This window comes from Streptomyces sp. NPDC044984, from assembly GCF_040646935.1.
GTDB lineage: Bacteria > Actinomycetota > Actinomycetes > Streptomycetales > Streptomycetaceae > Streptomyces.
The window spans coordinates 259818-282066 of sequence record NZ_JBEZBE010000003.1 but is presented as its reverse complement, the minus strand read 5'-3'; the positions used below and the strand labels follow the sequence as shown (position 1 = coordinate 282066).

Annotated in this window: 22 protein-coding genes; 2 read left to right on the top strand and 20 right to left on the bottom strand. The window is 71.4% G+C overall.

Going from position 1 to position 22249, the window contains the following annotated elements; translation table 11 throughout:
- Position 1: 1 nt before the first annotated feature.
- From AB0A94_RS05165 to AB0A94_RS05105, 13 genes are all read right to left on the bottom strand, one after another.
- On the bottom strand, positions 2-466 hold the full coding sequence (locus tag AB0A94_RS05165; RefSeq protein ID WP_361739026.1) for a YraN family protein: 465 nt from the start codon (positions 464-466) through the stop codon (positions 2-4).
- A 79-nt stretch (positions 467-545) separates the two neighbouring features.
- Positions 546-854, bottom strand: a complete 309-nt coding sequence (locus AB0A94_RS05160; RefSeq protein WP_014675276.1) for a DUF2469 domain-containing protein — start codon at positions 852-854, stop codon at positions 546-548.
- 53 nt (positions 855-907) lie between these two features.
- A complete protein-coding gene (locus AB0A94_RS05155) occupies positions 908-1435 on the bottom strand; it encodes an NUDIX hydrolase (protein WP_361739023.1) in 528 nt (175 codons plus the stop codon).
- Positions 1425-2201, bottom strand: coding sequence for a signal peptidase I (gene lepB, locus AB0A94_RS05150; RefSeq protein ID WP_361739020.1), 777 nt, complete (start codon positions 2199-2201; stop codon positions 1425-1427). The genes AB0A94_RS05155 and lepB (AB0A94_RS05150) overlap by 11 nt, the downstream gene beginning before the upstream one ends.
- Before the next feature lie 33 nt (positions 2202-2234).
- Positions 2235-3224, bottom strand: a complete 990-nt coding sequence (lepB, locus tag AB0A94_RS05145) for a signal peptidase I (protein ID WP_361739017.1) — start codon at positions 3222-3224, stop codon at positions 2235-2237.
- On the bottom strand, positions 3136-4203 hold the full coding sequence (lepB, locus tag AB0A94_RS05140) for a signal peptidase I (RefSeq protein ID WP_361739015.1): 1068 nt from the start codon (positions 4201-4203) through the stop codon (positions 3136-3138). Before lepB (AB0A94_RS05140) ends, lepB (AB0A94_RS05145) begins: the two co-directional genes overlap by 89 nt.
- Positions 4196-4927, bottom strand: coding sequence for a signal peptidase I (gene lepB, locus AB0A94_RS05135; RefSeq protein ID WP_361739012.1), 732 nt, complete (start codon positions 4925-4927; stop codon positions 4196-4198). The genes lepB (AB0A94_RS05140) and lepB (AB0A94_RS05135) overlap by 8 nt, the downstream gene beginning before the upstream one ends.
- A gap of 45 nt (positions 4928-4972) precedes the next feature.
- A complete protein-coding gene (gene rplS / locus AB0A94_RS05130; protein ID WP_004924850.1) occupies positions 4973-5323 on the bottom strand; it encodes a 50S ribosomal protein L19 in 351 nt (116 codons plus the stop codon).
- A 133-nt stretch (positions 5324-5456) separates the two neighbouring features.
- A complete protein-coding gene (gene trmD / locus AB0A94_RS05125) occupies positions 5457-6290 on the bottom strand; it encodes a tRNA (guanosine(37)-N1)-methyltransferase TrmD (protein ID WP_361739196.1) in 834 nt (277 codons plus the stop codon).
- Positions 6290-6841, bottom strand: a complete 552-nt coding sequence (gene rimM, locus AB0A94_RS05120; protein ID WP_361739009.1) for a ribosome maturation factor RimM — start codon at positions 6839-6841, stop codon at positions 6290-6292. Before rimM ends, trmD begins: the two co-directional genes overlap by 1 nt.
- A gap of 109 nt (positions 6842-6950) precedes the next feature.
- A complete protein-coding gene (locus AB0A94_RS05115) occupies positions 6951-7190 on the bottom strand; it encodes an RNA-binding protein (protein ID WP_005479813.1) in 240 nt (79 codons plus the stop codon).
- Between the two features lie 2 nt (positions 7191-7192).
- Complete coding sequence (rpsP, locus tag AB0A94_RS05110) at positions 7193-7612, bottom strand: 30S ribosomal protein S16 (protein ID WP_361739006.1); 420 nt, start codon at positions 7610-7612, stop codon at positions 7193-7195.
- Between the two features lie 435 nt (positions 7613-8047).
- Positions 8048-8647, bottom strand: coding sequence for a hypothetical protein (locus tag AB0A94_RS05105; protein WP_030866134.1), 600 nt, complete (start codon positions 8645-8647; stop codon positions 8048-8050).
- A 585-nt stretch (positions 8648-9232) separates the two neighbouring features.
- Between AB0A94_RS05105 and AB0A94_RS05100 the strand changes: the two genes are divergently transcribed.
- Positions 9233-10081, top strand: coding sequence for a methyltransferase domain-containing protein (locus AB0A94_RS05100; RefSeq protein WP_361739003.1), 849 nt, complete (start codon positions 9233-9235; stop codon positions 10079-10081).
- Positions 10082-10141: 60 nt separating this feature from the next.
- On the opposite strand, the gene ffh is transcribed toward AB0A94_RS05100, so the two are convergent.
- The 5 genes from ffh to AB0A94_RS05075 all read right to left on the bottom strand — a co-directional run bounded on the left by ffh (position 10142) and on the right by AB0A94_RS05075 (position 17843).
- On the bottom strand, positions 10142-11692 hold the full coding sequence (gene ffh, locus AB0A94_RS05095) for a signal recognition particle protein (RefSeq protein WP_361739000.1): 1551 nt from the start codon (positions 11690-11692) through the stop codon (positions 10142-10144).
- 161 nt (positions 11693-11853) lie between these two features.
- A complete protein-coding gene (locus tag AB0A94_RS05090; RefSeq protein WP_361738999.1) occupies positions 11854-14295 on the bottom strand; it encodes a [protein-PII] uridylyltransferase in 2442 nt (813 codons plus the stop codon).
- Positions 14296-14323: 28 nt separating this feature from the next.
- Positions 14324-14662 carry a P-II family nitrogen regulator gene (locus tag AB0A94_RS05085; RefSeq protein ID WP_004924863.1) on the bottom strand — a complete coding sequence of 113 codons (339 nt, stop codon included), beginning with the start codon at positions 14660-14662 and terminating at the stop codon, positions 14324-14326.
- Positions 14659-15999 carry an ammonium transporter gene (locus tag AB0A94_RS05080; protein WP_361738996.1) on the bottom strand — a complete coding sequence of 447 codons (1341 nt, stop codon included), beginning with the start codon at positions 15997-15999 and terminating at the stop codon, positions 14659-14661. Before AB0A94_RS05080 ends, AB0A94_RS05085 begins: the two co-directional genes overlap by 4 nt.
- 347 nt (positions 16000-16346) lie before the next feature.
- Entirely contained in the window at positions 16347-17843 is a 1497-nt protein-coding gene (locus AB0A94_RS05075) for a hypothetical protein (RefSeq protein ID WP_361738993.1), read from the bottom strand.
- A 446-nt stretch (positions 17844-18289) separates the two neighbouring features.
- Here AB0A94_RS05075 and AB0A94_RS05070 point away from each other — a divergent pair, with 446 nt between their 5' ends.
- Positions 18290-18955, top strand: a complete 666-nt coding sequence (locus AB0A94_RS05070) for a bifunctional DNA primase/polymerase (protein WP_361738990.1) — start codon at positions 18290-18292, stop codon at positions 18953-18955.
- 293 nt (positions 18956-19248) lie between these two features.
- On the opposite strand, the gene ftsY is transcribed toward AB0A94_RS05070, so the two are convergent.
- Together ftsY and AB0A94_RS05060 are read right to left on the bottom strand one after the other, a co-directional pair.
- Positions 19249-20451 (bottom strand): signal recognition particle-docking protein FtsY, encoded by a 1203-nt coding sequence (ftsY, locus tag AB0A94_RS05065; protein WP_361738987.1) that lies wholly within the window; start codon positions 20449-20451, stop codon positions 19249-19251.
- 201 nt (positions 20452-20652) lie between these two features.
- Positions 20653-22071 carry a sugar porter family MFS transporter gene (locus tag AB0A94_RS05060; protein ID WP_361738984.1) on the bottom strand — a complete coding sequence of 473 codons (1419 nt, stop codon included), beginning with the start codon at positions 22069-22071 and terminating at the stop codon, positions 20653-20655.
- Between the last annotated feature and the right edge of the window lie 178 nt (positions 22072-22249).

Below are 22249 nucleotides of genomic sequence, written 5' to 3'. Positions count from 1 at the left end.
GTCAGGCCACCCCCCGGACGTGCTCGACCACGGGTGCGCCGCGGGCCGGCAGCAGCACGCCGACCAGGTCGACGCGGACCCCGCCGGGCGGCGCTCCCCCGTGTTCCCGGAGCCAGCGTTCGGCGAGATCCCGCAGGCGGTCGACCTTGCCCGGCGTGACCGCCTCCATGGGGTGCTGGAAGGGTCCTGCCCTGCGGGTCTTCACCTCGCAGACGACCAGGGCGTCCCCGTCCCGGGCCACGATGTCGATCTCGCCGGTCCTGCCGCAGCGCCAGTTGCGCTGCAGGACCGTCATCCCGCACTGGGTCAGCCGCCGTGCGGCCAGTGTCTCGCCGTACCTGCCGAGTGCGCTGCGTGCCTGATGCGCGTTCTGTGCGTTCCGTACGTTCCGTGTGTTCTGTGCGTTCCGCGTGTTCTGTGCGTTCCGTGCGTTCATGTCGGCACCACCTCCGGCGCCAACCGTCACGCATCCCGCCCGATGAAGTGGATCTTGGTGCAGAACTCGGCGACTGTGGACAACTCCGTCACCCGCACGAGTGTGCCGGTCACCCGCCCGGCAGCTCCAGATCGCTCTTGTTGAGCTCCTCGATGTTCACGTCCTTGAACGTCAGAACGCGCACCTGCTTCACGAACCGGGCCGGCCGGTACATGTCCCAGACCCAGGCGTCCGCCATCGTCACCTCGAAGAACACCTCGCCCTGGACCGAGTGCACCTGCATCTCGTAGTCGTTGGTGAGATAGAAACGCCGCTCGGTCTCGATCACGTATTTGAACAGACCGACGACATCGCGGTACTCCCGGTAGAGCTTGAGCTCCATCTCGGTCTCGTACTTCTCGAGGTCCTCGGCGCTCATGGCATGTTCCCCTTCAGCCGTGCGATCCCACCATTGTGCGCCAGTCCCGGGAGTCACTGGACGATTTCGGTGTCCAGGGTCACGGGTCCGGCCGGGGGACCTTCGACGAGCAGCGTGCGCAGCAGCTCGGCGAGTCTGGTCGGATACACCGTCTCATGTGCCCGGGCGAGTTCCGGGCACGTCCACCAGCGTGCTCCGGCGACACTGCGCCGCTCCAGCTCGGTCAGCGCCGTGGGTGCGGTCGCGGTCCGGGTGGTGCGGGCGAGGTAGTACCACTCGTCCTGGTCCCAGCGGCGGCCGGCGAACGGGAAGGAGCACCTCCGCCGCCACAGCACGGGTCCGAGCTCGACCTCGGTGATGCCGGTCTCCTCGGCGAGTTCCCGCAGGGCGGCCTGTTCACGGGTCTCGTCGCCCTCCACGCCGCCGCCGGGCGTGAACCACCAGTCGTCGGCCGGGTCGTCCGGTTCATGGCCGTGCAGCAGCAGGATGCGGTCCCGCGGATCGAGCAGGACGACCCGGGCGACCCTGCGCAGTCCGCCCGTGCAGGAGTCCTCGGCCGCCGGGACGGGCTCAGCGGGCACCGGCGGTCCCCGCGTCGGCCCGGGTCCGGGACGCGCCCGCCCGCTTGGCGAAGGGACCGTACGCGGCCCCGCCGAGAATGAGCACGGCACCGGCGATCACCAGCGCGACGACGGTCCTGAGCGGCCCCGGCGAGGAGAGCGCACCGAGCTGTTCGAAGCCGGTGGGCGCCTCGAGCATGCCGTTCATCGGCCAGACCACGGCGTCGACCCTGGCCTGGACCGCGCCACGGGAGACGGTGCCGCCAGCGGCGTCGGTCAGATGGGCCGTGGAGTCCAGCGACCCGGAGCGCTCGTCACCGAGCAGGAACAGGCGCCCCTCCGGCACGGTCACCTCGGGAATGGAACCGAACTCGGCCGCCGTACCCCCGGCGAGATACGGCTCGTCGATCTCCTTGCCGTTGACCTCCAGCTTGCCGTCCCGGCAGCAGGAGACCGTGTCACCGCCGACGGCGACCACCCGCTTCACCATGGGGGTGTTCGACCAGGTCGCGTCCGTGAAGACGATGACGTCACCGCGGCGGACGTCGCCACCGTCGATGAGCTCGGCCAGTACCCGGTCACCGGCACCGATCGTCGGCGCCATCGACGGGGTGGGCACGGTGTACGGCCGGTACAGCAGCGCTCCCCAGACGAATCCGCCGAGGAACAGCACCATGCCCAGGGCCACGGCCAGCCCGGACAGCCGCTGCCCGGTCCGGCCACCCGCCCGGGCGGTGCCCGGGCCGCCGTTGCCGGGGACCGTGCGCGTCGTGCTCTGACCACTCATGGGCGGCACCCTACCCGGCGGTACCGGACCGGGTCAGCCCTCCCGGCGGCCCTCTCCGGCGCCGTACCGCCGGCGCCGCCAGAGCACCAGCGGCACCGCGCCCGCGAGCGCGAGTCCCTGGGGCGCGGCCGTCAGGACCGCGGCGGACGACGGTCCGGCGGCCAGGCCGGGCTGGTCGAAGGTGTCCGGGACGGGCAGGTTGGTCCAGCGGTTGATGGGCCAGGCGATGACGACGGCGCGGCCGACGACCTTGTCCACGGGAACCATGCCGTGGTTCTTGTCGGCCTGGTTGTAGCGGGAGTCCCGGGAGTTCTGCCGGTGGTCGCCCATGACCCAGATGTGGCCCTCGGGGACCTTCACCTTGAACTGGCCGCCCTGGTCGTCCTGGCTGCACGGGGTGTTGCCCGGATACACGTACGGCTCGTTCAGCGCCGTGCCGTTGACCTTCAGCGGGCCGGTGCCCTTGCACTCGATCGTGTCACCGCCGACTCCGACGACCCGCTTGATCAGGTCCTTCTCCTCCGCGGACGGCATCAGACCGATCCAGCTGAGGGCCTTCTGCAGGAGGTTCGGGTCGGGCGTCGGCTCGCCGGCCAGCCAGTTGTCGGGGTCGTGGAAGACGACGACCTCACCGCGCTCGGGCTCGGAGCCGAACCAGGGGGTGAGCTTGTCGACGAGCACCCGGTCGCCCTGCTGGAGGGTGTTCTGCATCGAGTCGGAGGGAATGGAGAACGCCTGCACCAGGAACGTCTTGATCAGCAGCGCCAGCACCAGCGCGATACCGATCAGGATCGGCAGTTCCTTCCAGAAGGAGCGGGGCTGCTTCGCCTGCGGGGTGCCGTCGCCCGAACCGCCTCGCGCCGTGGGGGGCTGATCGTCCCCGGGTCCGTCGCCGCCACCCGCCGAGGAGTCGTTCCCGGAGGTCACGAAGTCGTCAGCGGCCGGACCCGCCGCTCCCACGGGACGCCCGCGGTGCTCCTCGCCCTCGCGCCCGGACCGTGCGCCAACCGCCGCATCCCCCACGCCAACTCCTCACTCTCTGCCGCCGCCCGCACCATGCCCGGCGCAGGCCCACCACTCCCATAACGAGCGGGAGTTCCGCAGGGCTCGGGAGCTGGACCATTCCATCGGGATCGTCCGGGGCAACCCTATGCGACAGCGGGGCGGCAGCGGTCGACCCGGACGCCGAGTCCGACACGGACGCGTAGGTCGTCGGCTCCTCCAGCGTGCTCCAGTGGCCGAGCGGCCAGGCGATGACCACGGCCCGGCCCACCACCTCGTCCTCGGAGACGGTGCCCCCGTAGTCGGTGTCCTGGTGGGAGCGGGAGTCGGCGGAGTTCGCGCGGTGGTCGCCCATCACCCACAGCCGCCCCTCGGGGACGGTGACGTCGAACGGGGTCGTGGACGGGGCGTTGCCGGGATACAGGTAGTCCTCGTTCAGGGGAACGCCGTTGACGGTGACCCGGCCCTGCTCGTCGCAGCACTGGACGCGGTCGCCGCCGACGCCGACGACCCGCTTGATCAGGTCCTTCTCGTTCTCGGACGGCAGCAGTCCGATGAAGGTGAGCCCGTCCTTGATCTGCTTGATCCCGACGGGGTCGTCCTTCCGCGGCGTGGGCTGCTCGTCCTGGAGCCAGCCGCCGGGGTCCTTGAACACGACGACGTCCCCGCGCTGCGGCTTGGAGCCGAACCACGGGGTGAGCTTGTCGACCAGCACCCGGTCGCCGATCCGGATCGTCTGTTCCATGGAGCCGGACGGGATGACGAAGGCCTGGACGAGGAACGTCTTCAGCACCAGCGCTATCACGACGGCGACACCCACGAGGAGGGGGATCTCCTTGACGGCGCTGCGCCTGCGGCGCCGCTTGACCTTGCGCTGGAGCTTGCGCCGTTCGGCCCGGCTGCGCCCTGGGGCCGGCCCGGACGCGCGGCGGGAGCCGGTGGGCAGCAGGTTCTCCGCGGCGCTGTCCGGGGCGCCGCGCGGTTTGCCGCGGTTACCCATGGGTGCCCTCCGCCACGCTCGTCGCCGGGGCGGGCACCCGCGCGTAGGCGTCGGGCCGGTGCAGCCGGGTGGCGCGGCCGAAGGGCCAGACGATCCCGTCGACGCGCCCGATCACGCTGTCGACCGGGATCATGCCTCCGCCGGGCGAGCCGAGGTGGTCACGGGAGTCGCTCGAATCGCTGCGGTGGTCCCCGAGGACGAACAGGCGCCCGTCGGGCACGACGACGTCGAAGGAGACCGTGGAGGGAGTGTCGCCGGGGAACAGGAAGCCCGACTCGTCGACCGACCGGCCGTTCACCCGGAGCCTCCCCTCCCCGTCGCAGCAGACCACGTGGTCCCCGCCCACCCCGACGACCCGTTTGACGTAGTCGGCGTCGCCGAAATACCCGGTGCCGTCGAACACCACCACGTCACCGCGGTGCGGCCCGGCGCCGAAGCGGTACGCCAACTTGTTTACGAGCACGCGGTCCCCGACCCTCAATCCGTGTTCCATCGATCCGCTGGGGATCTGGAACGGCCGTGCCACGAACGTGTTCAACGCCAGCAGGAACAGCAGACAGAGCAACAGGGTCAGGGTAATCCGCCCGCCGGGCAGCCATCGCGTGAGGCGCGACACCAAAGCGGAACGCGACCGCCCCTCCGGCCCCGCCGTCCCCGAGGTGTTCTCGGGTCCGGCCGGGGGGAGGGAGCGGTCGCGCTCCGTCGGCTGTGCTTCGGCGTCCATCGGGGCCAGATGCTATCCGGCCGCGATATGACGCCGGTAAAGCGCTCAGTTCTCGCGCTTCTCCTTGATCTTCGCCGCCTTGCCGCGCAGCTCGCGCAGGTAGTACAGCTTGGCGCGACGGACGTCACCGCGGGTGACGAGCTCGATCTTCTCCACGATCGGGGTGTGCACCGGGAAGGTGCGCTCGACGCCGACGGAGAAGGAGACCTTGCGGACCGTGAAGGTCTCGCGCACGCCGGCGCCCTGGCGGCGGATGACCACGCCCTTGAACTGCTGCACACGGGAGCGGTTGCCCTCGATGACGCGCACGTGGACGTTGACGGTGTCGCCGGGGCGGAAGGCGGGGACGTCGCTGCGCAGCGACGCGGAGTCGACGGAGTCGAGCAGGTGAGACATTTCGTCTGCTTTCTTCGCTGATGCCGCAGGTCATCAACGGCAACTAGAGGCTGGAGTCAGAGCCGCGCGTTTCGGGACGGGCGTCGTGTCCCCCTGCGGCAGGGGCGCACGCCGGACTACGCACAGCAGCGGCCTATTCTTCCACGCCGTCGGTCCTGCGCCAAAATCGGCCGTACGGCTCGCCGGCGGGATCCGGTTCCCAGCCCAGGATGGACAGCATCTCGCGGTCCTTCTTGTCGAAGGCCTCGGGGGCGCAGCGCTCGATGAGGTCGGGCCGGTGGGCGGTGGTCCGGCGCAGCGCCTCGTCGCGCCGCCAGCGGGCGATCTTCCCGTGGTGGCCGCTGAGCAGCACGTCCGGGATGCCGCGCCCGCGCCACTGCGGCGGCTTGGTGTGGACGGGCCCCTCCAGGAGGCTCGCCATGGCTCCGGGGGCGAAGGAGTCGTCGCGGTGCGACTCGGCGTTGCCGAGGACGCCGGGGAGCAGCCGTGCGACGGCCTCCGTGACGACGAGGACCGCCGCCTCGCCGCCGGCCAGGACGTAGTCGCCGATGGACACCTCGTACACGGGCATCCGGGTGGCGTACTCGTCGATGACGCGGCGGTCGATGCCCTCGTAGCGGGCCGGGGTGAAGACCAGCCAGGGGCGCTCGGAGAGCTGGACCGCGAGTTCCTGGGTGAAGGGACGGCCGCTGGGAGTGGGGACGATCAGGGCCGGCTCGCGGGAGCCGGTCTCGTAGCCGTCCGCCAGGACCGAGTCGAGCGCGTCGCCCCACGGCTCGGTCTTCATGACCATGCCGGGGCCACCGCCGTACGGGGTGTCGTCGACGGTGTTGTGCCGGTCGTAGGTCCAGTCGCGCAGGTCGTGCACGTGCACGTTCAGCTGTCCGCGCGCGCGTGCCTTGCCCACGAGGGAGACGTTCAGCGGTTCCAGGTACTCCGGGAAGATCGTGACGACGTCGAGCCGCATCACGCCTCGTCTCCGGAGTCCCGGGAGGAGGCGACCTCCGCGCGGTCGTCGATCAGACCGGGCGGCGGGTCGATGACCGCCCGCTGCTCCTCCAGGTCGATCTCGGTGACGATCTCCTCGACGAACGGCACGTACACCTCGGTGCCGTCGGGGCGCTCGACCACGAAGAGGTCCTGGGTGGGCAGGTGCGAGATCTCGGTGATCCGGCCGACCTGCTCACCGTCCTTCGTGACGACGTCGAGGTCGATCAGCTGGTGGTCGTAGTACTCGTCCTCGTCCTCGGGCCGCTCGTCCGGGTCGACGTCGGCGATGAGGAGGGTGTTGCGCAGGGCCTCGGCGCCGTTGCGGTCGTGGACGCCCTCGAAGCGCAGCAGGAGGCGGCCGCTGTGGACGCGGCCGGTCTCGATGGTGAGCGGCCCGACGGAGGCGGGGTCGGTGGCCAGGACGGCGCCGGGCCCGAGCCTCAGCTCCGGTTCGTCGGTGCGGACCTCCACGGTGACCTCGCCCTTGATGCCATGGGCGCGGCCGATGCGCGCGACTACCAGCTGCACTGTGCTTGATCTCCTGTCGAACTGCGACGAGCCGCTCACGGCTCGTACGACTGCGGGCCGGGGACGGCCCAGTGGCCTTCCCCGGCCCGAGCCGGTGCTGCGTTCGGCGTCAGCGGACGTGGTCCACGTCGACGAGGTCGACGCGGACACCGCGGCCGCCGATAGCGCCCACGACGGTACGCAGAGCGCGTGCGGTGCGGCCGTTGCGGCCGATCACCTTGCCGAGGTCGTCCGGGTGGACCCGGACCTCGAGCACCCGCCCGCGGCGCAGGTCGCGCGAGGCGACCTGCACATCGTCAGGGTTGTCGACGATGCCCTTCACGAGGTGCTCGAGAGCCTCCTCGAGCATGCTCAGGCCTCGGTCGACGCGGACTCGGCGGCGGCCTCGTCCTTCTTCTCAGCCTTCTTCTTCTGGGTGATCGCCTCACCCTTGCCCTCGTCCTCGCCGCCGAGCGCCTCGAAGGACGGGCGGGCGGGCTTCTCGGCCTGCTGCAGCAGCGGAGCCGGGGCGGGCTCGCCCTTGAACTTCTGCCAGTCGCCGGTCTTCTTCAGGATGGCGAGCACGGGCTCGGTCGGCTGGGCGCCGACACCGAGCCAGTACGCCACGCGCTCGGCGTCGACCTCCATCACCGACGGGTTGTACGTCGGGTGGTACTTGCCGATCTCCTCGATGGCCCGGCCGTCACGGCGGGTACGGGAGTCGGCGACGACGATGCGGTAGTGAGGCGAACGGATCTTGCCCAGACGCTTCAGCTTGATCTTGACTGCCACGGGAGTGGACTCTCCTGAATTTGACGTGGTTGGGCACGACGGGATGTGCCGCGTGGGGTTGCGGTACCCGAGTGCCCGATGGACGCGTCAGCCGGAGGAGAGAGGGGTCCTGTGCGGCTGTCGAGTACAGCTAGCTATTGTGCCACACCCTGTGGGACGGAGTTGACCGAGGGGTGGGCGCGCTCGACGGGCGCCCGGCACCTTGTGAGGTGCCCTGCGTCGGTGCGGGCCGGGAATGTTCACGCGGCCCGGCGCTTGCGGGGTGCCGTCGCGCCCGCCCTCCCCCGCTCTCGGCTTCGCTCGAGCGGGAGGACCCCCATCGCCCCGGGGGTACCTCCCAGGCCTTCAAGGCACTGGGGGAGGTACGACTGCCCGCGGAGGCGGTGCGTGCGACGGCACCCCGCGTCTCCGGCACCCACGAGATGCCGGAGACGATCAGCTCGCCGCCGCCACCACTTCCGGGATCCGGAAGGGTTTCCCGCAGCCGCCGCAGACGATGGGGGCCTGGGCGAGGACCGAGGGAACGACGCGGACGTTGCGGCCGCAGTCGCAGACGGCCTTGACGCGGACGCCGCCCCCGGAGGAGCCGTGCCGGGCGGCCGGGCCGCGGAAGCTGCGGGCCGTGTCGCCCGCGGTCGCCGCGGAGTGGGCCTTCAGGGCGCGCTGGAGGCGTTCCGTCGTCGGACGGTAGCGGCGCTTCGCCTCGGGAGTGAGCGTGACCAGTGAGAAGCCGCTGCTGGGGTGCGGCTCCTCGGGGTGGTCCAGGCCCAGTTCCTCGGCGATCGCGAGGAATCTGCGGTTGTGGTAGCGGCCGGCGCGGGATGTGTCGCGCACGCCGCGCGCGGCGGCGACGCCGTGGACTGCCTCGTGCAGCAGTCGTTCGAAGGAGAGTTCGTGACCGCACGCGGACGACGACTCCCCGATCAGGGACTCGGGCGCGGCAAGATCGGGCAGCTCGGGGTGGTACCGCTGAATGTCGGCCCACGCCTGCGCCAGCTCTGCGGCGAGAACAGGTGGTGTCTGTGTCGTGCTCACGTAACGACAACGAGCCTGGGTGGCCCTGTGTTCCGATTCCGGGGCATCCCAAATAATTTGCACGTACCCGTCAGTTGCCGCTGATGCGTCCTGACGAGTACGGGTGCGCTGATCTGCGGAGAAGCCTCGCAGCTCACCTCAAGGTGGTGCGTAGGCTGACGTACGCCCCCGCGCGTAAGCGGTCTCGGCGCGCCGGTGCGGGTGAGGCTCGCGGATGTGCAAGAGGCGTTTCGGCCGCTCTCGCGGGGACACGACGTCCGGCTCGGCGGGCACGCCACGGGCGCGACGTTACCGGGTCCGCCCTCGCGGTCGCGCATCGCCCCGCCGCAAGCCGCTCCCGGCTTCGTCGACCTTGGCCGGAATCGGCGTACGGGTGCCTTCGCCATGGCGGAACAGGCGGACCGGGATTACCGGAACATGAATTCTTGCCACTGGCACAGGCGACTACCAAGCCGCCGCTGCATTCCACTGGACGACACGACGAGGGCGGAGTTTCCTGGCATACGGGGGGTGTGCGGGGCGCACTGCACGGGGGCCAGGGAATGGGGCACTGCGGCAACTCTCGGCTGATTGGGGCGCTTACCTATGACACCTACGCTCGTGCGACAGCACCCGCCTCGCACGGGGGCCGTCCCCCGTGTGGACCTGCGTGCACGCGCGCGTGACTGGTCCGAGATCCAGGAGCGGATGCTCGTGCCGCTCTACGAGGCCGTCTACGAGCGACTGGACGTGGGACCCGCGACACGACTGCTCGGCCTCGGCTGCGGTTCCGGGCTGGCCCTGCTGATGGCGGCCTCGCGCGGCGCCGCGGTCACCGGTGTCGACACCTGTGCCGACCGGCTGGCCCTCGCGCGGGAGCGGTTGCTGCCCGACGAGCGGGACGCACGCGCGCGTGACGACACCCGGATCGTGCACGGCGCGCCCGCACAGGCCGCCCGCGCGGACGCGTACACCGTGGTGACCGCCTTCGAGCCGATCGGCTGCCTCGCGGGCGACGCGGAGGGGCTGGCCGATCTGCTCGCCGAGGCGGTGCCGCTCGCCGGGCGCGGAGCGGCCGTGGTGCTGGCCGGCTGGGGTCCGCCGGAGCGGTGCGCCACGGCGTCCGTGCTCCGGGTGGCCACCAAGCTGGCGGAGCCGCTGCGCGGCGCGGGCACCTGGCGCCCCACGGACCGCGACGACCTGGAGCGGGTCGCCGCGCGGGCGGGGCTGCGGCCGGACGGCTCCGGGCGGGTGGCCTGCCCCTTCGGCTACGCCGACGCGGACAGCGCGGTACGGGGGCTGAAGTCGACCGGGCTGTTCGACCCGGCGGTCACGGCCACGGACCAGGTGCAGGTCGACAAGGAGCTGGCGGAGGCCCTGCACCCGTACCAGCGGCAGGACGGGACCGTGTGGATGCCGAACGTGTTCCGGTACCTCGTCGCGCGCGTTCCCTGAGACACGCCACCGGGGCGCCCCCTGGGATGAGGGGACGCCCCGGTGGCGTACGACGGGCTCTCAGCCCATGAACTTCTTGAACTCGTCGGGCAGCTCGAAGTCCTTGCCGCCCTGCTGCGGCAGTCCGAAGGCGTTGCCGCCCTCCGCGGCGGCGGCGCGGCGCGCGGCCTCCTCCTGCTCCTGCTGCTTGCGCTTCATCGGGTTGCCGGAGCGCTGCTTGCCCTTGGCCTGCTTCTGCTTCTTCTTCTGCCGGCCCGGACCGCCACCCATGCCGGGCATCCCGGGCATCCCGGGCATGCCGCCGCCCTGAGCCATGCGGGACATCATCTTGCGGGCCTCGAAGAACCGCTCGACCAGGTTCTTCACCGCGCTGACCTCGACACCGGAACCCTTGGCGATACGGGCACGGCGCGAGCCGTTGATGATCGTCGGCTCCTGTCGCTCGGCCGGGGTCATCGACTTGATGATCGCGGCGGTGCGGTCGACGTCCCGCTCGTCCAGGTTGTTGATCTGGTCCTTGATCTGGCCCATGCCGGGGAGCATGCCGAGCAGCTTGGAGATGCTGCCCATCTTCCTGACCTGCTCCATCTGGGCCAGGAAGTCGTCCAGGGTGAAGTCCTGGCCCTTCTTCGACGCCAGCTTGGAGGCCATTTTCTCGGCCTCTTCCTGGCTGAACGTCTTCTCCGCCTGCTCGATCAGGGTGAGCAGGTCACCCATGTCGAGGATGCGGGAGGCCATCCGGTCCGGGTGGAAGGCGTCGAAGTCGTCGAGCTTCTCACCGTTGGACGCGAACATGATCGGCTTGCCGGTGACCTGCCGGATCGACAGCGCCGCACCACCGCGCGCGTCACCGTCGAGCTTGGAGAGCACCACGCCGTCGAAGCCGACGCCGTCGCGGAAGGCCTCGGCGGTGTTGACCGCGTCCTGACCGATCATCGCGTCGACGACGAACAGGATCTCGTCGGGGCTGACGGCGTCGCGGATGTCCGCGGCCTGCTGCATCATCTCCTGGTCGATGCCCAGGCGGCCGGCGGTGTCCACGATCACGATGTCGTGGACCTTGGTCCTCGCGAAGTCGATGGAGTCCTTGGCGACCTTCACCGGGTCGCCCACGCCGTTGCCCGGCTCGGGCGCGTAGACGGCGACGCCCGCGCGCTCGGCGACGACGCTCAGCTGGTTGACGGCGTTGGGGCGCTGGAGGTCGGCGGCGACCAGCACCGGCGAGTGGCCCTGCTCCTTCAGCCAGCGGCCGAGCTTGCCCGCGAGGGTGGTCTTGCCGGCACCCTGCAGACCGGCCAGCATGATCACGGTGGGCGGCTGCTTGGCGAAGCGCAGGCGGCGGGTCTCGCCGCCGAGGATGGTGACCAATTCGTCGTTGACGATCTTGAGCACCTGCTGCGCCGGGTTCAGCGCCTTGGAGACCTCGGCGCCGAGCGACCTCTCCTTCACGTTCTTGATGAAGGCCCGGACGACGGGCAGGGCCACGTCCGCTTCGAGGAGGGCGATGCGGATCTCACGCGCCGTGGCGTCGATGTCCGCTTCGCTCAGCCGGCCTTTTCCGCGGAGGTTTTTGAAGGTCGCGCTGAGGCGGTCGGAGAGAGTATCGAACACGGCGGCGTCGGTCCTCGGGGTCGGGGGCGAATCTGGGCTGCCCTCCAGGGTATCCGGCCCGGCAAGCAAATCGCCCCCGCCCACTGCAGCGAGTGGACGGGGGCGTGCTCCCCCCCACCGGCGGGGAGCACGCCCGATCGACGCACGGAGCTTCCACGAGGTCACTCCCGCAACGTCTCCTCCAGTTTCCGGGCCACCGCCACGGCCTCCTCCGCGGGCAGGGGCGTGCCCTCGGCATCGGTCACGTAGAAGGCGTCGACGGCGTTCGCGCCGAGCGTGGAGACATGGGCGCTGCGCACGCGCACCGCCGCGTCCTCCAGCGCCCGCCCGATCCGGAACAGCAGTCCCGGCGCGTCCTGCGCGCGGACCTCCATCACCGTGGCGTGCCGGGAGGCGGCCGGGGCGACCGTCACGCGCGGGGGCGGGGCGATCACGCCCCGGCGGCGCGGGTAGGCGGCGTCCCGTTCGGCGAGGCGGGCGGCGATGTCCAGGGTGCCGTCGAGGGTGCGTACGAGGTCCGCGCGGAGCCGGGCGGCCTGGGGCAGGGAGCCGTACTCGGCGGCGACCCGCCAGTCCAGCAGCAGGACCGAACCGTCGACGCCGTCCGGGAGGTCCAGGGCGCGCAGCTCAGCCGTCCGCACGGTCAGCCGGTGCAGGGCGAGCACCCCGGCCACGGCGGGCAGCACGCCCGCCTGGTTGGGTACGGCGATGCGCAGTTCCACGCCCAGTGGTTCGGGATCACCGGCGGGCTCGGCGGGCGGCTCGGTCTGCGCCCGCAGGGACAGCACGGGCGCGCCCGTGGCGACCGCCTCGATCGCGAGGCGTTCCTGTTCCGCGGTGGGCGCGGCCTCCTCGGGCCCGTCCGGGGCGTCTCCGGACAGCACGGCGGAGACCCGTTCGACCAGGTCGGCGACGAGCGAGGCGCGCCAGGACGACCAGGCGGCCGGCCCGGTGGCGAGGGCGTCCGCCTCGGTGAGGGCGTGCAGCAGTTCGAGGGTGCCCTGGGCGCCGACGGCGTCGGCGACCGCGCGCACGGTGGCGGGGTCCTCCAGGTCGCGCCGGGTGGCGGTCTCGACGAGCAGCAGATGGTGGCGTACGAGGGTGGCGATCACGGTGACGTCGTGCTGGTCGAAGCCGATGCGGGCGGCCACGTCCCGGGCGATGACCTCGCCGGCCACCGAGTGGTCGCCGGGCCAGCCCTTGCCGATGTCGTGCAGCAGCGCGGCGACCAGCAGCAGGTCGGGGCGGCTGACGCGGCGGGTGAACGCGGAGGCGCGCACGGCGGTCTCGATGAGGTGCCGGTCGACGGTCCACAGGTGCACGGCGTTGCGCTGCGGGCGGCAGCGCACCCGGTCCCAGTCCGGCAGCAGCAGGCTGACCAGGCCCTCCGCCTCCAGCGCCTCCCAGACCTCGACGGTGGGGCGGCCCGAGCCCAGCAGGGTCACGAGTTGTTCCCGGGCCTCGGCGGGCCACGGCGTGGGCAGGGGGCGCGCACCGGTCGCCATGCGCCGTGCGGCGTGCAGCGAGAGCGGGAGCCCGGCCTGCGCGGCGGCGGCCGCGGCGCGCAGGGGGAGCACGGGGTCGCGTTCGGGGCGCGCGGCACGGGCGAGCACCACCTCGCCGTCGTGTTCCACGACCCCTTCGGCCAGCGGGGAACGCTCAGGCGTCGGCTTCCCGCCGCCCCACATGGCGCGCAGTCGGGGCCGCACCGCGCGGGAGCGCAGCACGCGTCCCACCTCGCGCCAGGTGACGTCACCGGCGTAGGCGATGACCCGCGCGGCCTCGTAGACCTCCCGCAGCAGTACGTCCGCGTCGAGCACGCCCAGCTCGGCCGCGACCTGGTCCTGTTCCTGGAGCGCGAGCCGGTCGGTGGCGCGCCCGGTCGTCAGGTGCAGGGCGTCCCGTACGTCGAGGAGCCGGCGGCGGGCGTCGGCGAGGCCCTCGCGCGGGGCGTCGGCGAGCCAGGAGGCGGCGACGGCGCGCAGCGCGGTGGCGTCGCGCAGTCCGCCGCGGGCCTCCTTGAGGTCGGGTTCCAGGAGGTACTGCAGTTCGCCCTGGCGTTCGGCGCGTTCCTCGCACAGCTCCCGCAGGGCGGGGAGTCGCTTCGGCGCCTGGTTGCGCCAGTCGGCGAGGACCGCCGTGCGCAGGGCAGTGGTGAGGCCGAGGTCACCGGCGATGTGCCGGGCGTCCAGCAGTCCGAGCTGGACCTTGAGGTCCTCGCCGGCCGTCCTCCGGGCCTCGGCGGGGGTGCGGACGGAGTGGTCGAGGGCGAGGCCCAGGTCCCAGACGGGGTACCAGAGGCGGTCCGCGAGGGTGGCGACCGCCTCGGGGTCACCGCCGTCGTGCAGCAGGAGGAGGTCGAGGTCGCTGCGGGGGGACAGCTCCGCGCGCCCGTAGCCGCCCACGGCGACCAGGGACACCCCGCGCGCCCCCTCCGTGCCCGCCGTGAACAGTCCGCCGAGCCAGTCGTCGGTGAGGTCCGCGAGGGCGGCACGGCGCGGCGGCCCGGACCGCGCCTCCTCGGTGAGAAGGTGCAGCCGGGCCGCCGCGTAGCCGCTGGGTCCCGAGCCCTCTGTCTCGTCTCGCATGTCCGTCCCCGTCACCCGGCGGCTCCTGTTCCGTTCGCCTGCCTCAGAGCGCGTCCGGACCGCGCTCGCCGGTCCGCACCCGTACGGCCGTCTCGACCGGGACCGACCAGACCTTGCCGTCGCCGATCTTGCCGGTGCGGGCCGCCTTGACCACGACGTCGATCAACTGCTCGGCGTCGTCGTCCTCGACGAGCACCTCGATGCGGATCTTGGGCACCAGGTCGACGGTGTACTCGGCGCCGCGGTAGACCTCGGTGTGGCCGCGCTGGCGGCCGTAGCCGCTGGCCTCGGTGACGGTCAGGCCGTGTACTCCGAAGGCCTGCAGGGCCTCCTTGATCTCGTCGAGCCGGTGCGGCTTGACGACGGCGGTGATGAGCTTCATGCGTCCACCTTCTTGCTCTCGGCCGGGGCGACGGGGGCGGTGACCGCGGTGCGGGCCGCGCCGCCTCCGGCGCCGCTGAAGTCGTATGCGGTCTCGGCGTGCTCGGCCTGGTCGATGCCGGCCACCTCGTCGTCCTCGGAGACTCGCATACCGATGGTCCTGTCCAGGAGGAAGGCCAGGATCGCGGAGACGACCAGGGAGTAGGCGAGGACGCCGAAGACACCGGCGCACTGCTTCCAGAACTGGTCCAGGCCGCCGCCGTAGAAGAGGCCCGCGACGTCGGACTGGCCCTTGCCGGTGGCGAAGAAGCCGACGAGCAGGGAGCCGAGGATGCCGCCGACGAGGTGCACGCCGACGACGTCGAGGGAGTCGTCGTAGCCGAGCTTGTACTTCAGGCCGACGGCCATGGCGCACAGCACACCGGCGATGACGCCGACGGCGATCGCGCCGAGCGGGGAGACCGCGCCGCCGGCCGGGGTGATGGCGACCAGGCCGGAGACCGCGCCGGAGGCGGCGCCCAGCGTGGTGAAGGCACCGTGGCGGATCTTCTCGTAGGCGAGCCAGCCGAGGACGGCGGCGCCGGTGGCGACCTGGGTGTTGACGAACATCAGCGCGCCGACGCCGTCGTCGTTGCCGAGCCAGGATCCGGCGTTGAAGCCGAACCAGCCGAACCACAGGAGCCCGGCGCCGAGCATGACCAGCGGGAGGCTGTGCGGGCGCATCGGGTCCTTCTTGAAGCCGATCCGCTTGCCGATGACGAGGATCACGCCGAGCGCGGCGGCACCGGCGTTGATGTGGACCGCCGTACCGCCGGCGAAGTCGATGACGCCGAGCTCGAAGGCCCAGCCGCCGGCGCCCCAGACCCAGTGCGCGACCGGGAAGTAGACGATCGTGGCCCACAGGGCGACGAACAGCGCCCACGCGGTGAACTTCACGCGGTCCGCGAGGGCGCCGCTGATCAGCGCGGGGGTGAGGACGGCGAACATCAGCTGGAAGACCAGGAAGACGAAGACGGGGATGGTGTAGCCGTCCCAGAGTTCGGTGAGGCCGATGTCGCTCAGGCCGACCCAGTCGGAGTTCCAGCCGATGACGCCCCCGGAGTCGGTGCCGAACGCCATGGAGAAGCCGTACAGCACCCACAGGACGGTGACGATGCCGAGGCTGATGAAGCTCATCATCAGCATGTTCAGGGTGCTCTTGACGCGGACCATGCCTCCGTAGAAGAAGGCCAGGCCCGGGGTCATGAGCATCACCAGGGCGGAACAGATGAGCATGAACCCTGTGTTGGCGGCGGACAGCGTGGGCGCGTCTGCGGCCAGGGTGATGGCTGGTGCCATCGGCGTCTCCTCGTCGTTGGTACGGCCCCGTGCGGGCGAAGCCTCGAGCGGATCGAGGGGTGGGCCGGTTATGCGCCATGAGATTGGCGCAGCGCCGTTTCGGTGGAAGCCCCTCGTTGTTTCGCCGCCGTGACGAAGGCACCCGGCGTGTTACGGGTCGGTGAACCGCCGGATCCGGGGCGCGCCGATCGTTGTCGTGGCGCACCCTTCGGTGTGCGGCGGTGAGCCGTGGCCGGGCGGACACACGACCGGCCGCGGCCGGCCTCCGAATGACCTGGCATGGGGGAGCCGAGTCGGGCAGTTCGGGAGGGCCGGCCGCGGCCGGGGCCTGGCGGTACCTCGGGGTGTCAGACCGCGTCCGCGGTCTCGGGCAGCTCGATCGCGAGCCGCTCGCTGAGTTCGACGACTTCGGCGAGGTCCCCGAAGTCGCGTACGGCGGTGTCGACCGTCTTTCGGATACGAGTGTTGACGCGCTCGGAACGGACTTTCTTGGCCGCCTTGATGGCGTCGGTGGCGAGAACCGCGCTCTGCTCGGGCTCGCTCTGCAGCAGGTGGACGGTGGCCATGCCGATCAGGTTGAGGGCGTAGGAGCGCTGGTGTTCGCCGCCCTCCCGGCCGAACAGCTCCACGGCCCGCCGCATCAGCGGCTCGGCGAGCGAGGCGTAGGTGGGGCTGCGGCCGGCGACATAGGCGAGGTCGCGGAAGGAGTGGGCGTTCTCCGCGTACAGCTCGGCCTCGGAGAAGAAGCCGATCCAGTCGGCGTCGGGCTCGTCCCACTCGTCGGCCTCGGCGAAGGTGTCCTCGGCCATCCGCACCGCCCGCTTGCAGCGGCCGGGCTGGCCCATGTTGGCGTAGGCGCGGGCCTCCATCGCATACAGCATGGACTGGGTGCGCGGGCTGGCGCAGTCCCGGCTGCCGTACTGCGCGAGGTGGATCAGCTCCAGGGCGTCCTCGGGCCTGCCGAGGTGGATCATCTGCCTGCTCATGCTGGACAGCACGTACGAGCCGAGCGGCCGGTCCCCGGCCTCCTTGGCGGCGTGCAGGGCGAGCACGAAGTACTTCTGCGCGGTGGGCTGGAGCCCGACGTCGTACGACATCCAGCCGGCCAGCTCGGCGAGTTCGGCGGCGACCTTGAACAGGCGTCGGGTGGTGGCCTCGGGCTGGGGTTCCTGGAGCAGGTCGGTCACCTCGTGCAGCTGTCCGACGACCGCCTTGCGGCGCAGGCCGCCGCCGCACTGGGCGTCCCACTGCCGGAACATCACGGTGGTGGTCTCCAGCAGGTCCAGCTCCGGCTTGGACAGCCGGCCGCGGGCGCGCGCGGAGGAGGACACCGGGTCGGCCTCGGGCCGCGGCAGGGGGGCGGACGGGGAGGGGACGAGCCAGCGCTGCATGGGCTCGATGAGGGACGGGCCCGCGGAGAGGGCCAGCGAGCTCCCGAGGAAGCCGCGCCGCGCCAGCATCAGGTCGCTGCGCGAGAACTCGCTGAGCAGGGCCACGGTCTGCGGGCCCGTCCAGGGCAGGTCGACGCCGGTCGCGGAGGGTGCCGGACGAGTGGTGCGCAGGCCCAGGTCCTCGACGGAGACGACGACGCCGAAGCGTTCGGAGAACAGTTCGGACAGGATTCTGGGGATCGGCTCGCGCGGGTTCTCGCCGTCCAGCCAGCGGCGCACGCGCGAGGTGTCGGTGGAGATGTGGTTGGCGCCCAGCTGGCGTGCCCTGCGGTTGACCTGGCGGGCGAGCTCGCCCTTGGACCAGCCGCTGCGGACGAACCACGACGCGAGCAGCTCGTTCGGGCGTTTCTCCGCACTCGCAGCGTTCGTCCCGCCACCGCCGTTGCCGCTCACTGGAACGCCCCCATCCCTGAAGACCACTTGTCGCCGAGTGCGCCAAGCCCTATCAGAATGCCGGTCGTCGGGGCCGCCCGTCCGACGGTTGTCACCCTTCGAACGGAAAGCCGAGTTGCCTCCGGCATACCCACGAGTGCATGTGCCCCAAGAAGCCGTGCACACAAAGTAACCCTATGATCACTCGCCCCACCATGGCGGAACCGCAATCGCCACCATTCGCCACCCCTTCGAATGAACTCACCGTTGCCATCCCGCGATTCACTTGACACGGCACGGCCAAAAGCGGGTGCAGCGATGCACCGAGGGGCGCGCATCGCCGGACGCACCACCCCGGGCGCTTCGGGGCGCCGGTTGAGTGGAGCGGCACCGGGAAGCTGGAAACAGAGAGTCACATACCGCGTTCGATGCGTGACCGTCGGTACGTCGGACCCGTTGGAGGGGGCATGGGCTTCACGATCGGTATCAGTCGGGGCATCCGCGACATCCGGTCCGGCTCGCGTCGCCGGAGCCGCTCCTCGGACGGCACCGTCGTGGCGGAGTACACCGGGCTGTGGGGCTGGGAGGTGGTGCCGGGCGTCCGGGCCGCCGCTGGCGCCTGCTCCTGCGGCCGCGCCGACTGCCGGGCACCGGGCGCACATCCGCTGGACCGCGCGCCGGTGATCCGCGCCGGGGCCCCGCTGGACGAGGTCACCGCGATCTGGTCGGAGTTCCCGGGGGCCTCGCTGATGCTGCCGGTCGGGCGGGCGTTCGACGTGATCGAGGTCGCGGAGGCCGCCGGACGTCACGCCCTGGCCCGGCTGGAGCGCATGGGTCTGCCGGTCGGCCCGGTCGCCGCCACCCCGGACGGCCGCGCCCACTTCTTCGTCGCCCCCGGTGCCGCCGCCGCACTGCCCGAGCTGCTCTACCGCATGGGCTGGGACGACCCGGCCGCCCTGGACCTGCACGGCCTGGGACCCGGTGCGCACATCACGGCACCGCCGTCCGACCGGGGCGACCTGGGCCCGGTGCGCTGGCTCCGCTCCCCCGCCCTGGACTCGGCGTCCCGGCCGCCCGAGGCGCGTCTGCTGCTGGGCACCCTGGCGTACGTGGCACACCGGTCGGGTGCCTAGCCGCCGTCCCCCATCCCACCGTCCCCGCCGCTCCCGCGGGCAGTCGTGCCTCCCCCAGTGCCTGAAGGGCCTGGGAGGTGCCCCCAGGGCGGCACGGGTGGGCGCTGGGGGTACCCCTCCGGGGGAGGCACCCCGTGAGCGCCGGGCTGCGCGAACCACCCCCGACCCACACCGACGCCGCACGCCCCCGGACACGGCGAAGCGCCCGTCCCCCGGTCCACTCGGGGGCGGGCGCTTCTTCGCGTCCGCCGTATCCGTCCGACGGAGTCGGAGTCGGAGTCGGAGTCAGGGGCTCACTCCCCGATGAGCGCGTCCACGAACGCCTCCGGCTCGAACGGCGCCAGATCGTCCGCGCCCTCGCCGAGCCCGACCAGCTTGACCGGCACGCCCAGCTCGCGCTGCACGGCGATCACGATGCCGCCCTTGGCCGTACCGTCCAGCTTGGTGAGCACGATGCCGGTGATGTCGACGACCTCGGCGAAGACCCGGGCCTGCACCAGACCGTTCTGACCGGTGGTGGCGTCGAGCACGAGCAGCACCTCGTCCAGCGGGGCCTGCTTCTCCACGACCCGCTTGACCTTGCCGAGCTCGTCCATGAGGCCGGTCTTGGTGTGCAGCCGCCCCGCGGTGTCGATGAGCACGGCGTCGGCGGCCATCTCCTTGCCCTCCTTGACCGCGTCGAACGCGACGGAGGCGGGGTCACCGCCCTCCGGGCCGCGCACGGTGTGGGCGCCGACCCGCTCGCCCCAGGTCTGCAGCTGGTCGGCGGCGGCGGCACGGAAGGTGTCGGCGGCACCGAGCACGACGGTGTTGCCGTCGGCGACCAGGACGCGGGCGAGCTTGCCGGTGGTGGTGGTCTTGCCGGTGCCGTTGACGCCGACGACCATCACGATGCCGGGGCCGCCGGCCGCGTTCTCGGTGTGCACGGTGCGGTCCATCCCGGGACCGACCAGCGCGATCAGCTCCTCGCGGAGCAGTCCGCGCAGCTCCTCGGGGGTGCGGGTGCCGAGCACCTTCACGCGCTCGCGCAGCCGCTCGACCAGTTCCTGGGTGGGCTGCACACCGACGTCGGCGGTGAGCAGGGTGTCCTCGATCTCCTCCCAGGTGTCCTCGTCGAGGTGCTCGCGGGACAGCAGGACGAGCAGGCCCTTGCCCAGGGCGTTCTGCGAACGGGAGAGACGGGCCCGCAGCCGGACCAGACGGCCGGCGGTGGGCTCCGGGATCTCGATCTCGGGAGCCTCGGCGGCGGGCGGTTCCTCGATGACGACGGGGCCCGCGCCCGCCGGAAGATCAACCTCCTCTATGGTGCGCCGCGGTTCCTCCCGCGGCGTCTCGGCCTCTTCGCCGACGTGCGGTTCGGCCGGAGGGGCGGTGATGTCGGGCGCGGCGGGCGGCGGCGGGGGCAGCGGCTTCCTGCGCCGGCTGCCGACGATGAGCCCGCCGAGCGCGCCGAGCACGACCACGGCGATGACTACAGCAAGGATGACGATGTCCATAACAGCCCCAGTATGGCGTGACCTCCCGCAAGGCCGTTCGTTCTACGCGCGGGGTACGCGAGGGCACGCCGGACACCCGGTCCCCGGGGAGAACGCGCCGCCGCCCCCGCCCGGGTGACCCGGGCGGGGGCGGCGGTGAGGGTACGAGGAGAGGGACAGCGGGGACTTGGGTCCTTCTCCCCGGACTTGGGGGGCTGCTGCTCAGCCCATCTCCTCCAGCGACTTGCCCTTCGTCTCCTTCACGAACTTCAGGACGAACGGGATGGAGAGCGCGGCGAAGACCGTGTAGATCACGTAGGTGACCGACAGGTTCCAGTCGGCCAGCGAGGGGAAGCTCGCGGTGATGGCCCAGTTGGCGACCCACTGCGCGGCGGCGGCGACGCCGAGGGCGGCGGCGCGGATCCGGTTGGGGAACATCTCGCCGAGCATGACCCAGACGACCACGCCCCAGGACAGGGCGAAGAAGAGGACGAAGACGTGCGCGGCGATCAGGGCGACCCAGCCCTGGGTGGCGGGCAGCTGTCCGTCGACGAGGTCGGCGGAGAAGGCCCAGGCCTCGAGGGCGAGGCCGATCACCATGCCGACGGAGCCGATGATCGCGAGCGGCTTGCGGCCGACGCGGTCGACGAAGATCATCGCGATGACGGTGCCGACGATGTTGATGATCGACGTGGTGAACGAGTAGAAGAACGAGTCCGTCGGGTCGACGCCGACCGACTGCCACAGCGTCGAGGAGTAGTAGAAGGCGACGTTGATGCCGACGAACTGCTGGAACACCGACAGGCCGATGCCGATCCAGACGATCGGCTTGAAGAAGAAGCTGCCGCCGAGCAGGTCCTTGAAGCTGGACTTCTCCTCGCGGTGCATCGCCGACTCGATCTCGGTGACGCGGGCGTCCAGGTCGATCTCCTTGCCCTCGACCTCCTCGAGGATCTGCCGGGCGCGCTCGTGCTTGCCGACGGAGATCAGGTAGCGCGGGGACTCGGGGATGGCGAAGGAGAGCAGGCCGTAGAGGACGGCGGGGATCACCATGACGCCGAGCATGACCTGCCAGGCCTCCAGGCCCATCAGCTCACCGCGCTGGTCGCCGTCGGCGGCGTTGAGGATGCCCCAGTTGACCAGCTGCGAGACGGCGATGCCGACGACGATCGCGGCCTGCTGGAAGGAGCCGAGCCGGCCGCGGTAGGCGGGCGGGGCGACCTCGGCGATGTAGGCCGGGCCGATGACGGAGGCCATGCCGATGGCGAAGCCGCCGACGACCCGCCAGAAGGCGAGGTCCCACAGCGCGAAGGGCAGCGCGGAGCCGACGGCGCTGATGGTGAACAGGACCGCGGCGATCTGCATGCACCGGATGCGGCCGATGCGGTCGGCTATGCGGCCGGCGGTCGCGGCGCCGATGGCACAGCCGATCAGGGCGACGGCGATGACCTGCGCGAGCGCGGCGGAGCCGATGTCGTAGCGGTCGCGGATGGCCTCGACGGCACCGTTGATCACGGAGCTGTCGTAGCCGAAGAGGAAACCGCCCATGGCGGCCGCCGCCGCGATGAAGATGACGTGCCCGAGATGTTCGGGTTGAGCCGCCCGGGCTCCTGACTGCTGTGCCTGCGATGTGCTGGTCACGTTGTACTCCTCGGGCCACCGGCAACATCGCCGGGTGGGGGGTCAGCCCTTCGAGGTCCAGCTGAAGGTACCTGAAGGTAAAAGCAACATTGCAGAGACTATGTCTTCAACTTTTGAAGTCAATAGGTGTTGTCGTGTGAGTTTGGAGACGCACCAAAGGAAAGGGTGTTCGGAACTT